Annotated in this window: 14 protein-coding genes; 8 read left to right on the top strand and 6 right to left on the bottom strand. The window is 51.8% G+C overall.

What is annotated here, in order from left to right; all coding sequences use genetic code 11:
- Positions 1-24: 24 nt before the first annotated feature.
- From FEE96_RS00070 to FEE96_RS00060, 3 genes are all read right to left on the bottom strand, one after another.
- The gene (locus FEE96_RS00070; protein ID WP_138160883.1) at positions 25-1,125 is read right to left on the bottom strand and encodes an ABC transporter ATP-binding protein; all 1,101 of its coding nucleotides are present in this window, start codon (positions 1,123-1,125) and stop codon (positions 25-27) included.
- Between the two features lie 297 nt (positions 1,126-1,422).
- On the bottom strand, positions 1,423-2,814 hold the full coding sequence (locus FEE96_RS00065; RefSeq protein WP_138160881.1) for an aspartate aminotransferase family protein: 1,392 nt from the start codon (positions 2,812-2,814) through the stop codon (positions 1,423-1,425).
- A 64-nt stretch (positions 2,815-2,878) separates the two neighbouring features.
- Positions 2,879-3,565, bottom strand: coding sequence for a GntR family transcriptional regulator (locus FEE96_RS00060; protein ID WP_138160879.1), 687 nt, complete (start codon positions 3,563-3,565; stop codon positions 2,879-2,881).
- Positions 3,566-3,705: 140 nt separating this feature from the next.
- Here FEE96_RS00060 and FEE96_RS00055 point away from each other — a divergent pair, with 140 nt between their 5' ends.
- The 5 genes from FEE96_RS00055 to FEE96_RS00035 all read left to right on the top strand — a co-directional run bounded on the left by FEE96_RS00055 (position 3,706) and on the right by FEE96_RS00035 (position 9,030).
- Positions 3,706-4,791, top strand: a complete 1,086-nt coding sequence (locus tag FEE96_RS00055; RefSeq protein ID WP_138160877.1) for a polyamine ABC transporter substrate-binding protein — start codon at positions 3,706-3,708, stop codon at positions 4,789-4,791.
- A 99-nt stretch (positions 4,792-4,890) separates the two neighbouring features.
- Positions 4,891-6,018, top strand: coding sequence for an ABC transporter ATP-binding protein (locus FEE96_RS00050; RefSeq protein WP_138160875.1), 1,128 nt, complete (start codon positions 4,891-4,893; stop codon positions 6,016-6,018).
- Complete coding sequence (locus FEE96_RS00045) at positions 6,018-6,899, top strand: ABC transporter permease subunit (RefSeq protein ID WP_138160873.1); 882 nt, start codon at positions 6,018-6,020, stop codon at positions 6,897-6,899. The genes FEE96_RS00050 and FEE96_RS00045 overlap by 1 nt, the downstream gene beginning before the upstream one ends.
- Positions 6,896-7,711 (top strand): ABC transporter permease, encoded by an 816-nt coding sequence (locus tag FEE96_RS00040; protein ID WP_138160871.1) that lies wholly within the window; start codon positions 6,896-6,898, stop codon positions 7,709-7,711. Before FEE96_RS00045 ends, FEE96_RS00040 begins: the two co-directional genes overlap by 4 nt.
- Positions 7,711-9,030 carry an NAD(P)/FAD-dependent oxidoreductase gene (locus tag FEE96_RS00035; protein ID WP_171021573.1) on the top strand — a complete coding sequence of 440 codons (1,320 nt, stop codon included), beginning with the start codon at positions 7,711-7,713 and terminating at the stop codon, positions 9,028-9,030. The genes FEE96_RS00040 and FEE96_RS00035 overlap by 1 nt, the downstream gene beginning before the upstream one ends.
- On the opposite strand, the gene FEE96_RS00030 is transcribed toward FEE96_RS00035, so the two are convergent.
- The 3 genes from FEE96_RS00030 to fliK all read right to left on the bottom strand — a co-directional run bounded on the left by FEE96_RS00030 (position 9,003) and on the right by fliK (position 12,090).
- Entirely contained in the window at positions 9,003-9,854 is an 852-nt protein-coding gene (locus tag FEE96_RS00030) for a phosphotransferase family protein (RefSeq protein ID WP_246079226.1), read from the bottom strand. The two genes, FEE96_RS00035 and FEE96_RS00030, sit on opposite strands and share 28 nt — an antisense overlap.
- A gap of 72 nt (positions 9,855-9,926) precedes the next feature.
- A complete protein-coding gene (locus FEE96_RS00025; protein ID WP_138160867.1) occupies positions 9,927-10,604 on the bottom strand; it encodes a flagellar hook capping FlgD N-terminal domain-containing protein in 678 nt (225 codons plus the stop codon).
- 4 nt (positions 10,605-10,608) lie between these two features.
- Positions 10,609-12,090 carry a flagellar hook-length control protein FliK gene (gene fliK / locus FEE96_RS00020; protein ID WP_138160865.1) on the bottom strand — a complete coding sequence of 494 codons (1,482 nt, stop codon included), beginning with the start codon at positions 12,088-12,090 and terminating at the stop codon, positions 10,609-10,611.
- Between the two features lie 126 nt (positions 12,091-12,216).
- On the opposite strand from fliK, the gene FEE96_RS00015 reads away from it, so the two are divergent.
- From FEE96_RS00015 to FEE96_RS00005, 3 genes are all read left to right on the top strand, one after another.
- A complete protein-coding gene (locus tag FEE96_RS00015; protein WP_425467291.1) occupies positions 12,217-12,510 on the top strand; it encodes a rod-binding protein in 294 nt (97 codons plus the stop codon).
- On the top strand, positions 12,503-12,862 hold the full coding sequence (locus FEE96_RS00010; RefSeq protein WP_138160863.1) for a flagellar export chaperone FlgN: 360 nt from the start codon (positions 12,503-12,505) through the stop codon (positions 12,860-12,862). Before FEE96_RS00015 ends, FEE96_RS00010 begins: the two co-directional genes overlap by 8 nt.
- A 209-nt stretch (positions 12,863-13,071) precedes the next feature.
- Positions 13,072-13,852, top strand: a 781-nt coding sequence (locus tag FEE96_RS00005; RefSeq protein ID WP_138160861.1) for a flagellin N-terminal helical domain-containing protein, incomplete at its 3' end; no start/stop codon positions are given.

Raw genomic sequence — 13,852 nt, 5'->3', positions numbered from 1 at the left:
GCCGGGAGTTCAACCATTTCTGGATTAAGCGTCCAGTGCACGGCAATCTTCGGCCAGCCAACCAATTTCTATCTCTTGGCCGGGAGTCAGACGCACTTGATCGGGTGCGTTTCGGGTTTTGACAAAGAAATCGTCTTTGCCTGCAACCCGCAAGCGGGTACGGAAAATGTCGCCCATGTAAATGAACTCCATCACCTCCGCTTTGAGCGTATGGGCGCCTTCTGGCATCCGATCTTTATTGAACTCAACACGTTCAGGTCGGATGGAAACACGGGTACGTTCGCCGGGTTGGGAAACATTGATCGGCTTCGCGTCGATCAGATCACCATTATCCAACTGGACTAGAGCAACGCCGTCGTTGATCTCCTTCACCACACCTTCGAGAGTGTTATTCTCACCAATAAACTGAGCAACAAAGCTGTTCTGAGGCTCTTCGTACAATTTATCTGGCGGTGCCAGCTGCTGAATGCGGCCATCTTCAAACACTGCAACCCGATCTGACATCGTCAGAGCTTCGGTTTGGTCGTGGGTCACATAAACCACGGTAATCCCAAGACGGTGCGCGAGGTGTGTGATTTCAAACTGCATTTTTTCGCGCAGCTGCTTGTCCAGAGCGCCCAGCGGTTCATCCATCAAAACCAACTCAGGTTCAAAAACCAGTGCACGCGCAAGTGCGATTCGCTGTTGTTGGCCACCTGATAGCTGAGCCGGGCGACGACCGCCAAAGGCTCCCATTTCCACCATATCCAGCGCCCGCATCACTTTTTCTTCGCGCTCGGACTTACCCAATTTGCGCACTTCCAGAGGAAAGCTAAGGTTCTCTGCAATCGTCATGTGAGGGAACAAGGCGTAGTTTTGGAACACCATGCCAATACCGCGCTTGTGCGGTGGGATGTTGTTGATTGATGTGCCGCCCAGACGAATGTCGCCATGAGTAGCCGTTTCAAAACCAGCAAGCATCATCAGGCAAGTAGTTTTGCCCGAACCTGATGGCCCAAGCATTGTCAAAAATTCGCCCTTGGGCATGGATAAATTAAGATCTTTAACGACAAGATTCTCGCCGTCGTAACTCTTTTGGACACGTTCGAACTCTACGAACGCATCATGGTTTGACGCATCAGCCAAATCACACTCCCTGGTTTTTACGGTCCGGCAGATTGGCTCTGCACTTGTCGTATTACATGTAAACATACCTGTTCATTGGTATGCAACCGGATGATCCGATTATTATTTTAGGTACCACGTAACTTTGCATTGCCCCGATAGCGCCTGAATTCTCTATGTTTGCGCCCTTTTTTCAAAATGAACAATTGAATTTTTGCGTGACCGTACCAATGAGGCGACAAGCGCCCTCCATTCCAGAAACAAATTGAAGGGCGCTTGTTTTGGGCTCTATGCCGAAAAACTCAATGCGAACGGCCTTTAGCCAGCGTTAAGAAGATCTCGCTTCTGCAACTCAGCGTAACATTCATCCAGCGCCTTACGTGCACGAGAAATCAACACGTCAATTTCTGCAGGAGTGATCACCAAAGGTGGCGAGATGATCATTCTGTCACCGACATGACGCATCACCAGATTGTTGGCAAAGCATCGCTCACGACATATGAACCCAGCAGTACCAGCTTCGGCAAAGGGAGCGCGGCTATCTTTGTTCGGAACCAAAGCGATGGAACCCATCATCCCGACTATTTTCGCTTCACCAACCAATGGATGATCAGCTAGAGCTTCCCACTTTTCCTTGAGGTAAGGCGCCGCCACGTCGCGAACATGGTCAACAATGCCCTCCTCCTCCAGAATGCGCAGGTTTTCCAGTGCGACTGCTGCTGCAACCGGATGACCCGAATAGGTGTACCCGTGATTGAATTCACCAGCACCAATGACTGCTGCAACGTCATCACTGACAACTGAACCGCCAATGGGCGCATAGCCCGAGCTAAGCCCTTTCGCGATGGTCATGATGTCGGGACGGATGCCCATTGTCTGGCATCCAAACCAGTTGCCTGTACGCCCGAATCCACAAATCACCTCATCCGCAATCAACAGGATCTCATACTTGTCGCAGATCCGCTGAATTTCCGGCCAGTAGCTGGCAGGCGGTACAATCACACCTCCAGCTCCTTGCACCGGCTCGGCGATAAAGGCTGCGACGCGCTCTTCGCCCAGCTCCAGAATTGCCTTTTCGAGCTCTTGGGCACGCAGCAAACCGAACTCTTCGGGGTCCATATCCCCCCCTTCGGCCCACCAATGCGGCTGTTCGATATGGTGGATATCCGGGATCGGGAGTCCACCCTGAGCATGCATACCACTCATGCCGCCCAATGAACCGCTGCCTACGGACGAGCCATGGTAAGCATTGTTGCGGCTAATGATGACTGACTTGGTTGGCTTGCCCTTTTCTGCCCAGTAGTGGCGCACCATACGGATATTGGTGTCATTAGCTTCAGAACCGGAGCCAGCAAAAAAGACGTGGTTCAAATCACCCGGCGCCAGTTCGGCAATTTTTGCGGCTAACGCAATCACCGGCGCATGGGTGGTCATGAAAAAGGTATTATAATAAGGCAGTTCGCGCATCTGACGTGCCGCGACATCAGCCAACTCATCACGGCCATAGCCGATGTTCACACACCAAAGGCCGGCCATTGCGTCGAGGATCTCATTACCTTCACTATCAGTGAGGGTGATGCCGCTCGCACGGGTAATAACGCGCGCACCCTTCTCAGCCAGCTCAGCGTTGGCTGTAAACGGGTGCATATGGTGAGCCGCATCCAAAGCCTGCAGTTCGGCGGTGGGCAAATGATTGGTGATTGCGTTCATCAGATGAACTCCTATTTCAGAGACTGCCCCAAGAATATGATCAAATTATCCAGAGTCAATCGAATCAGTTACCTTCATCCAGACCCAGACTTACCTGCTCCATGCCCTGCGCAACGTCGCGTCCCATCGCCAAAGCCGCCAATTCAGAATCTGCCTTCCGCAACGCTTCAAGAATGTCTTTGTGGCGGTCTGGGAAACTCTGGGTTCCGAAGCGTCCGCAAACCACCCGGAGAGACGGCCCGAATCGAAGCCAAAGTCGATCCGCTAGGTCCGTCAGGACTGGGGCATCCGCATGGCTATAGAGTACTGTATGGAAGCGATAGTTTTGGGCTAGATAACCCGCCACATCTCCCGTCGATATAGCCCGATCCAGAGCATCATCTATCGCCTGTAGCTCTAGTATGTCTTCAGGTGATACGCGTGAGGTGGCGCGGCGTGCAATCTCACATTCTATTGTTTTTCTTGCGTAATTTAGCTCATCTATATCGCTGGCACATAGGATCGGAACTGATACACGGCGATTGCCTTGAAAGACCAATGCACCATCCGAAATCAACCTTCTGATCGCCTCACGTACAGGCGTCATTCCAACGTTCAGAGATCCTGTCAAACCTTGGATTGTGACGGCCTGACCGGGTGCAAAATCACCAAACAGAATCTGCTTACGCAATGTTTGATAAACTGTCTCATGCGCGGGGGCTTTGGCCCCACTACCCGACGCCTCTGAGGGCTGACTATTGGGTGGTCTCACAGTAGCGTTTCCTTCTCAATTTTGACCAGCTTGCGCGAAATTGCCGGTAGTGGAAACATAAACACTATTGCCGAAAGAGGCAAAACTTGATCAAATCCTTCCAGCCGGATCGCAAAACCGGCACGCACAGGGAGATACTCATGACACTCAAAACGATGACATTGACCGCCATCGTCGCTCTGAGCAGCGCTGCTGCCACCGCCGAAGAGGTCCGCGTTTACAACTGGTCCGACTATATCGACGAAGAGTTGTTGACCAAGTTTGAAGCAGAAACAGGCATCAAGCTGATTTATGACGTGTTCGACAGTAACGAGGTGCTAGAGACCAAAATGCTTGCGGGCGGCTCCGGTTATGATGTTGTAGTGCCATCTGGCACGTTCCTACAGCGTCAAATCATCGCCGGCGCGTTCCAACCGCTTGATATGGCCAAACTGTCAAACTCTGAAAACATGTGGGATGTAATCGAAAAACGCACTGCCCAATACGACCCCGACAATGCACATTCGATCAACTACATGTGGGGCACCACCGGCATCGGCATCAACACAGCCAAGGTAGCAGAAGCCCTGGGTGATGACGCGCCGGTTGGATCGCTATCGTTAGTATTCGATCCGGCAAATATGGAAAAGCTGGCGAATTGCGGCGTGCATTTTCTGGACGCTCCATCCGAAATCATTCCGGCCGCTCTAGCTTACATCGGTGAAGATCCCGACAGCCAGGACCCGGATGTAATTGCCAAAGCCGAACCCGTTCTATCGGCAATACGCCCGTATGTACAAAAATTCCACAGCTCGGAGTACATCAATGCTCTGGCCAATGGCGACATCTGTGTAGCGATCGGCTGGTCTGGTGATATCCTTCAGGCTCGTGATCGTGCTGCCGAGGCCGATAATGGGGTCGAGATTGCCTATAATGCCCCCAGTGAAGGCGCACTGATGTGGTTTGACCAAATGGCCATTCCCGTGGACGCACCTAACCCCGAAGCTGCACATAAGTTCCTGAACTTTATCATGGACGCAGGTAACATGGCTGCTGCATCCAACTACGTCTATTACGCCAACGGCAACAAGGCGAGCCAGCCAATGCTGGAAGAAGACGTGATCGGTGATCCAGCTATCTATCCAGACGAAGCGACGTTGCAGAACCTGTACACCACCCGCCCCTACCCGGTCAAAGTACAGCGCAAAGTCACTCGCATGTGGACCAAGATCAAATCCGGCATCTGATTCGGATTGCAAAATACGGCAGGGCACTTTTTTGTGCCCTGCCGCACTAACTGCACCAAATAATGCGCAGGATTCTGTGCGCGCAGGAAGGGACCTGGCTTGACTACTGTTGAATTCGAACCCTGGGACGATCCGCAGGAAAAACCGCTGATCCATTTCCAGAACGTTACCAAAAAATTTGGTGAATTTACGGCCATCGATAATCTGACCATCGACATTTATGAGCGCGAATTCTATGCGCTTCTGGGTCCATCTGGCTGTGGTAAAACCACCCTAATGCGGATGCTTGCGGGGTTTGAAACGCCCACAACTGGTAAAATTCTACTTGCCGGTCAGGACATCGCTCCAGTTCCACCGAACAAGCGCGCCACCAATATGATGTTCCAGTCCTATGCCCTGTTTCCACACCTCTCAATATGGGAAAATATTGCCTTTGGCTTGAAACGCGAAGGTATGGCCAAACCTGACATCAACAACCGCGTTGACGAAATGCTACGGCTAACTCGTCTTGAACAATTTGCCCGCCGCAAGCCACATCAAATTTCGGGAGGTCAGCGTCAAAGGGTGGCACTTGCACGCTCTTTAGCCAAAGCTCCCAAGTTACTGCTGCTAGACGAACCTTTAGGTGCGCTTGACAAAAAGCTGCGCCAGGAAACCCAGTTTGAACTGATGGATATTCAAGAGAAAACCGGCACGACTTTTGTGATAGTCACGCACGACCAGGAAGAAGCGATGACAGTTGCCAGTCGGGTGGCGGTGATGGATCACGGTAAGATCATCCAAGTGGCAACACCTGATCGCATTTATGAAACACCTAACTCCGTCTATGTCGCCGATTTTATTGGCGATGTGAACATCATTGAGGGCACCACCAGTGCCGCTGGTGAAGATTCATATTCGATCGATTGGGCTGATGGCCTGGCGCCATTGAAGGCCACCTCAAGTGTGTCGTTCTCAGACGGACAGAAATGCCACTTGGCGATCCGTCCAGAAAAAGTCGCGATTTCAACTGACAAACCTGAAGGTGCCGCCAATACGGTTCAGGGTAGAGTTCTCGACATTGCCTATCTCGGCAATATCTCAACCTACCATGTCGAACTGCCTTCGGGAGAGGTGATTAAGGCACAGGCTGCAAACACCCGGCGGATATCGCGCCGCAGCTATACATGGGAAGACACTGTCTGGCTGTCCTGGACCGCCACGGCAGGCGTTCTACTGGCAAGTTGATGCGACGCTTTTTCCTGATCGCCCCGCCCTTTGCTTGGTTGTTGCTGCTATTTTTAGTGCCATTTGTGATTGTGGTAAAAATTTCACTGTCCGACGCAGCATTGGCAATCCCACCCTATGTACCGAAATTCAGTTGGGCAGAAGGGATAGGAACTTACTTCAGCCAGTTGGATTTTGAAAATTTCACCTTCCTGACCGAAGATGACCTGTATTGGAAGGCCTATCTCAGCTCCCTCAAGATCGCGACTGTGTCGACGATTCTGACTCTATTGGTGGGCTATCCGATGGCCTACGGGATGGCACGAGCTTCTTCAGAGTGGCGCCCGACCCTGATGATGTTGGTAATCCTGCCTTTTTGGACTTCTTTCCTGATTCGGGTTTATGCTTGGATGGGCATTCTCAGCAACGAAGGTTTTTTGAACCAATTCCTGCTCTGGACCGGCATCATCGACACGCCGCTCATTATTCTCAACACCAATACAGCCGTCTATATTGGCATTGTCTACACCTACCTGCCGTTCATGATTCTACCGATTTATTCAGCACTGGAGCGCCTGGATGGATCACTGATTGAGGCCGCAGAAGATCTGGGTTGTTCCAGATTGACCGCGTTTTGGTTGGTAACAATTCCACTGTCAAAAACCGGCATTATTGCAGGGTGCTTCCTTGTATTCATTCCGACGCTTGGTGAATTTGTGATCCCATCCCTACTGGGCGGCTCTAACTCGCTAATGATCGGCAAAGTTTTGTGGGAAGAATTCTTCTCAAACCGGGACTGGCCAGTGGCAAGCGCTGTAGCAGTAATTCTCCTGCTGATCTTGATCATCCCCATCGTACTGTTCCAACGCAATCAGCAGAAACAGCAGGAGGCCGAGCAATGAATAAAACGAGCTGGTTTAATGTGGTCTCGCTGACCCTTGGGTTCGCCTTTCTCTATATCCCAATGATCATCCTGATCATTTTTAGCTTTAACGAAAGCAAGCTGGTCACTGTCTGGGCTGGGTTTTCGACCAAATGGTATGGTGAACTGCTTCATAACGAAGCGTTTCTTAATGCCGCGTGGGTGACCATCAAAGTCGCCGTATTTTCGTCAACCATTGCAACGGTGTTAGGCACAATGGCCGCGTACGTACTGGTACGTGGTGGCCGTTTCATGGGCCGGACGCTGTTTTCTGGCATGATTTACGCGCCGCTGGTGATGCCCGAGGTGATAACCGGCCTCTCCCTATTGTTACTGTTCATCGGCATTGGTCTAGATCGCGGCGTCCTGACTATTGTACTGGCCCATAGTACATTTTCGATGTGCTATGTCTCTGTCGTGGTATCATCTCGACTTGTAACGTTTGATCGATCTCTGGAAGAGGCGGCATTGGATCTTGGCTGTTCAGCAGCCCAAGCATTCCGGTTGGTCACTCTACCGATCATTGCTCCGGCCGTAATTTCTGGCTGGTTGTTGGCGTTCACCTTGTCACTTGATGATCTGGTGATTGCTTCATTTACCACAGGGCCTTCGGCAACGACCTTACCCATCCGCATCTTCTCAGCCGTACGACTAGGCGTCTCCCCAGAAATTAACGCGCTGTCGACCATTATGATTGCGATCGTCACCTTCGGCGTAATCACTGCCTCCCTGATCACCAAACATCAGATGGTGCGGCAAAAACGTGAAGAACAGGAAGCGGTGCGGAGCTGATGCGGCGCATCTATTCCGATTACGCTTATGGGCCCGGCCCACGGGATAGTTGCTGGTGGGATCAAACCATCGAAGCGCCCAACTGGCCAGTCCAGTGTGGCGAGGAAAAGGTCGATGTCGCAATTGTAGGCGGTGGTTTTACTGGCTTATCGGCTGCATTGCACTTGGCTCAAGACGGCACCAACGTTGCCGTTTTAGAGGCAGAATCCCCTGGCTGGGGCGCATCAGGGCGCAATGGTGGCTTTTGTTGTATGGGTGGCTCCAAACTGAGCGGTACCGCACTCCGTCGTCGGTTCGGCATTCAAGCTGCTGAAACTTACGAGGCGAGTGAGGTGGCCGCTGTTAATCTGGTCCGGCAGTTGCTCGACACCCATGGGATCGAGGCTGAAACGCATTCACACGGCGAAACTCAATTGGCACATTCGTCCAAAGCGATGAACCGTTTGAGGGTCGAAGCCCACGCGATGACTCAGGCTGGCGAACCAGTCGAGCTTCTCGAGAAGGATCAACTGGCTGAGCATGGACTAAATGGCCCTTTTTATGGGGCACTCACCACACCTGTTGGCTTTGGGATGAACCCTCGGAAATACCTGTTCGGATTGGCTCAAGCCGCCAAATCAGCGGGCGCAAACCTGTTTCAGCATAGCCCTGCCACCAAAATATCCAAAAATGGTGAAAGCTTTGTAGTCACGACCCCAAAGGGTGTATTGCGAGCTGGGCAGGTGGTTATCGCCACCAATGGCTATTCGTCAGAAGATCTTCCGCCTTGGTTGGCGGGGCGCTATATGCCCACCCAATCCACCGCAATGGTGACACGCGTGTTGACTGAGGACGAACTTCAAGCACAGGGCTGGTTCAGCGATCAGATGGCTTACGACAGTCGAAACCTGCTGCATTACTTCAGACTGATGCCCAACCGCAGGTTTTTGTTTGGGATGCGTGGGGGGCTGATGTCATCTGGCCGCGCTGAAGCTTCAATTCGTCGTCACTTACGCCATGACTTTGAAAAGATGTTTCCCGCTTGGAGCTCTGTCGAAACCACCCACTGCTGGTCGGGAATGGTCTGCTTGTCACGAAATTTGGTACCCTATGTAGGGCCAGTGCCTGAAATGCCAGGTATGTTTGCCGGATTATGCTATCACGGAAACGGCGTTGCGATGGGCACATATGCCGGTCGTTTGTTGGCAAATTTGGTACAAGGGCGAGTGCCCGATATGCCCTATTCCAAAGCGGTCCAATCTATGCCGAAATTTCCGCTGGGACGGGCCCGGCGGCTATTGATGCCGCCAGCCTATGTTGCCTTAGGGCTGATGGATTGAAGCGCATCCAGCTCTAGCAGCATTGCCTCTTGGTCTCGGTTGCCGCCCAATTCTGCTTTCCACTGGCAATACGCCGCCATTCTCCAATGAAACCAGGGCTTTAAATACTTCAGCCGCTCCACCACGCGCCGGTCTGGATACGCCGCAACAAAATCGTTTTCTTCTGCCAGCGTAAGTGGGTGCCCCCGATACAGAAGCTGCATCGCAGGGGAGAGAAATAGAGCCAGGTCTTCTGCTGGATCACCGAGTTGAGGACACTGCCAATCGATCAGAGTTAGGGTACCATCATGTTCCAGCAGATTACCCGGCACCGGATCACCGTGAATTAGTGTCCGTTTTTCAAGCGGTGCAACTTGCCCAACTGGCGACAGATGCTGCAGGTGCCCTGTAGTTTTGCAACGCGCCAAAATCGCCCGCGTTTGCGCCGCTAGGCTAGTGCTTCCGTTGCATCCGCCGGGCAAATCAGCAAATCTAGGTTGGTCGTGTAGTCGCCCCAGTAGTTGCGCAACATGAGGTGTTCCCGACTGCCAGATGGAACCCTCAATATGGGAGTATGCCAACCAGTGATGATCATTAAATACTCCGGCATCCAGTAGCCGTGGCACCATACCGGTGCCCGCCAAGGCAGATAAACTAGCCCTCTCGCGCTTAGGATCGTTGGCAAACAGAGGATTTTCACCATATTTCAGATACAGTTTGACGACAATCTCACCCGCTCGCCAAACACAGTTTGACCGCCCCCCGGACAATCGTTCGGGATTTTCAACTTCCAGTCCACGCAATTGTAAATGCGCAAAAAGATCAGTTTCGTTCTGAGTGGTCACTGGTTGCAGGACAGGCTCCGATTAACACCTCCCTGAATTCAGGAAAGCAAAGGTAATCGGAACGCCCCTGCCTCAACCAGAACTGGTTGGATTACGCAAAGCCGTTACCGACGAGGCCAAAATCGCTGACCCGCCCTGAAGGATCAAGACCACATCGTTACCCTGCATCTGAGTTTCTTGGACGCGAGTGTAAACTTCTGCAGTTTCAGACATGATAACTTCACCATTGTTGATGCTTTCAACCGTGAACGAATAGTTTCCAGAAGCAAATGGGTCGCCTTCATCGTTCAGACCGTTCCACTGATAGGGATCGGCGGAAACAGGCAAGGGGACACGTTGCACTTCGTTGCCGTCAGAATCCATAACCACCAACTGAACAGTATCAGAAGCAGCAGCCGGATTCGGTGCAACTGTGATTGGTGTCGAACCATCAAAATGAGCTGGCGCAGCAGCCCGCGCTTCCATCCCAACCCAGCCAGACATCGCAGCCATATTGGCTAAGCCCATTTGCTGAGCCATTGCTTCCAACAATGTATTGCTCTCAACTTGCTGTTCCACCATTGAAAACTGAGCAAGCTGGGCAGCATATTCGGACGAATCCATCGGCTCCAAGGGATCCTGATAGCGTGCTTGTGCGGTCAGCATCTTCAGAAAGGTTTCATAGTCAGACGATGACGCATCTGTAACGGCTGAATTTGCCGCAGTGGACTGTTGCGCTACTTGTGTGGCTGAACTTACTGCTGTTGGCATTGATTTATATCCTCATATCCAGCCCGGTTTCACCCAGGCGAAGGTTTTTCTGTGCCGGCTCCGGAACGTTATTGGCGAGGGGATCAGTGTCACTCGCTTCAGATGACCCGCCGCCGAACGAAGCGCCTTGTTCGGCTCCCTCACCCATCTGGCCAGCGAAGCCCTCACCGCCAAATTCAAAGGAAATGTCCTCAAATCCCATTTGGCGAAACTCATCTGCGAGCTCATTGATATGGCGGCGCATCATATCGCCGGTTTCGGGTCGCTCTGTCGTGATCATCACAATCACCGACGAATCAGTGGTTGTTACACGCATTTTCACTCGACCCAATTCTTCTGGGTTAAGGGCAACATCAATATTTCGCTCTCCCTTGGTTGCCAGGGCCGTTGCGAGTTGAGCCGCCACCAGGCGCGGAGTTTCCGGGCGGTGCGCAGTACCCGGACTCATCACTGCCTCAGTAAGTAATTGAGACAGCCCAGCAGGCTCTGATGACAGAGGGTCCAACATTAGGTTCTTGTTGAAATGATCCAACAAAACCTCGGCATCACTCACTGCAGCTTGCCCCGCTATCGAGGGCTGCGCTGCAGCAGCATTTTGGGTCACAACGATATTTGTCGGCGCAGTTGGCTGGCGGGACAACTTATCACCGGTAGTAACCTCCACACCGTCAGCAGATTGTGCAAAACGCCTTTGCCGCGGAGTTTCCGCTTCGACTGCATCTGAATTCTTTGTAATCGTTGGAAACGATCGAACCTCTCCAGTATGTTGGGCGGAATTGACAGATGCCGTCTGTTTTTCTGGCACAAATCGGTTCCTAAGCCGGTCCATGTTTTGTTGTTGCTGCTCTGCTGCAACACTAGACTTCACTGCTTGATGCTGCTCATTGGCTGCAGACTGTGCCGTAGCCAATTGCAACTCAGCAACGCTGCGCTGTCCCGACTGCCGAGTTGCATCTTGCCGTACAATTTGTTCCGGCTTCGGCCCAGTAGCGTCACCTTTATCCAACTGTGAACCAGTTACAGACGCTGGCGTAGATGTAGCGGTCGCCTGTACAGTTCCCGAGCCCTTGCTCGTTGTATCTCCGGTGATCTCACGTTGCTTTCCAGCCTCACTCGACTCAACCGACAATGCGGAGCGGGTCACAGTTGATGCCGAATGCTCTTGAACTGTGACAAATGGTACTGTGTTCTCGGTGTCCGTGGTGCCAGCATCATCCGCGTCGGATTTTGATTCTGCTAGATTACTTGCACCGGCGCCCTCACCTTTTGACGAATCGATGGCTTCATCAATTTGGGGCGCTATCGGCAGGTCTGTTTCAGGATCAAGAGCTTCTGGCTGTACTTCGTCACCAGTAATATTCTGATTTTTTTCAGTTTTTGAATAGAAATTTTGAAAATCCGCACCAGTACTGGCCGAATTTGACTTTGGCGCAACTGAACTTTTGACCACATCAAAAGCCGTTCCTGATTGTATATGTTTAAGCATGTTGTTCCGGACATTCTATCTCGACCCCTCCTTAATTACACAAACCGGTTACGGTAATTTTAACCGGTTATGGCGCAGTCTAAGAAAAATCGACGTAATTCGTAGATATTCACGCGGAGACGCCCAATGCCCAATATCACTGCCTCAATTTCGCCCTCAATGGCTACGTCACATCAGCCAATGCCTGATCAGCAAGACCCCTTGCGCAAAGCTGCAGTACAGTTGGAAGCAACGTTTCTTGCGGAAATGTTGAAGTCAGCCGGATTGGGCGAAAGCCGCGAATCATTTGGTGGCGGCTCTGGTGAAGACCAGTTTTCTACATTTCTAGTCCGCGCTCAGGCGGAACAAATGGCGCAAGCAGGCGGCATTGGCTTAGCCGAATCGCTCTACAACTCTATGAAGGAGGCTCAAAATGACTGACCAAAACCCACAAGCCCTGATCAATGACCTTGATTCAATCCTAGACCAAGAACGCCAAGCTCTGGTCAACGGCGATCTAACAAAATTGAGTGGACTGATTGCTAAAAAGGAAACTCTGATTACTGATCTGAACGCTATCGGTGAATTGGAGCACGAAACATTGTCGCAGGTCCAAGGTAAAGTTTCACGCAACCAGGTTCTTCTGGATAGCGCGATGGAAGGGATCCGTGCAGTTGCAGCACGCATGGCGGAACTGCGTCGTGTGCGCAAAGGTTTGGACGTTTATGACAAAGCAGGTCGTAGAACTCGCTATGGTACCCGCGGAAGTGTCAGTTTGGAAAAACGCGCTTGATCTTAGCAATTTAGGAAAAATTCTAAGGAAGCCTTTTTTGAGATTAGCACTCTCTTAGCACCTATCAGGCCAGTGTGTTCTTGCACCTCGATGACGGGGTGGCGCGAACGCTAGAGGCCGAACGCACCAGTCAGAATGACATCAAACCATGTCCCAACGGGGCAAGATATGATGGGGCCAAAGCGCCCTGCAATCAAAGGATAGTATCTATGACCAGCATTCTGACAAACAATGGTGCAATGGTTGCTCTGCAGACTCTGCAGTCGGTGAACGACAACCTGACACAGGCTCAGAACGAAATTTCCACCGGTAAGCGGGTTGGATCCGCCAGCGACAACGCCGCTGTATGGGCGATTTCGAAAACAATGGAATCCGATATCGCAGGCTTTGAAGCCATCTCCGAAAGCCTGGCAGTTGGTGAAGCCACTGTTTCGGTTGCTTCGGCCGGTGCTGAACAGATCGTGGAAAAACTAACTGAAATCAAAGAACTGATCGTCTCAGCGCAGTCTGAAAACGTCGACCACACCAAGATCCAAAACGACATTGATGCAAAGGCTGCACAGGTTGCTGCCATTATCGGTGCTGCACAGTTCAATGGTGCCAACCTTCTGGCTGCTGACGTTGACGGCAACGGCGCAACATCATTGGGTGTTCTGGCATCACTGGATCGGGTTGGTGCTACGGGTACACCAACAGCAACTGAAATCACTGTTGATACTGTAGATTTTGAAACCGATATCGACCTGGCTTCGAACCTAACCTCCTTCACCAACGTGACTGACGCCGCAACTGCGCTGACAGAAATCGAAGGTTTCCTGACAGTGGCCATTGATGGTGCTGCTGCACTCGGTTCGGATACCGCGCGTCTGAAAGATCAGGGTGATTTTGTCAGCAAACTAACCGACTCCATGAAAATGGGTGTTAGTTCGATGACCGACACCAACATGGAAGAGGCCTCTGCTCGGTTGAAGGCCCTGCAGACCCAGCAAC

The organism is Parasedimentitalea maritima (assembly GCF_005771405.1).
In the GTDB taxonomy this organism is placed as follows: Bacteria; Pseudomonadota; Alphaproteobacteria; order Rhodobacterales; family Rhodobacteraceae; genus Parasedimentitalea; species Parasedimentitalea maritima.
Note: the sequence above shows the minus strand (reverse complement) of the source record. Positions and strands in the feature narration are given on the sequence as shown.

What these genes read in the sequence shown, in the direction of transcription:
- FEE96_RS00065 (WP_138160881.1), bottom strand. Translation starts at nt 2,814, where the DNA reads ATGAACGCAATCACCAATCATTTGCCCACCGCCGAACTGCAGGCTTTG.
- FEE96_RS00055 (WP_138160877.1), top strand. Translation starts at nt 3,706, where the DNA reads ATGACACTCAAAACGATGACATTGACCGCCATCGTCGCTCTGAGCAGC.
- FEE96_RS00045 (WP_138160873.1), top strand. Translation starts at nt 6,018, where the DNA reads ATGCGACGCTTTTTCCTGATCGCCCCGCCCTTTGCTTGGTTGTTGCTG.
- FEE96_RS00040 (WP_138160871.1), top strand. Translation starts at nt 6,896, where the DNA reads ATGAATAAAACGAGCTGGTTTAATGTGGTCTCGCTGACCCTTGGGTTC.
- FEE96_RS00035 (WP_171021573.1), top strand. Translation starts at nt 7,711, where the DNA reads ATGCGGCGCATCTATTCCGATTACGCTTATGGGCCCGGCCCACGGGAT.
- FEE96_RS00025 (WP_138160867.1), bottom strand. Translation starts at nt 10,604, where the DNA reads ATGCCAACAGCAGTAAGTTCAGCCACACAAGTAGCGCAACAGTCCACT.
- fliK (WP_138160865.1), bottom strand. Translation starts at nt 12,090, where the DNA reads ATGCTTAAACATATACAATCAGGAACGGCTTTTGATGTGGTCAAAAGT.
- FEE96_RS00015 (WP_425467291.1), top strand. Translation starts at nt 12,217, where the DNA reads ATGCCCAATATCACTGCCTCAATTTCGCCCTCAATGGCTACGTCACAT.
- FEE96_RS00010 (WP_138160863.1), top strand. Translation starts at nt 12,503, where the DNA reads ATGACTGACCAAAACCCACAAGCCCTGATCAATGACCTTGATTCAATC.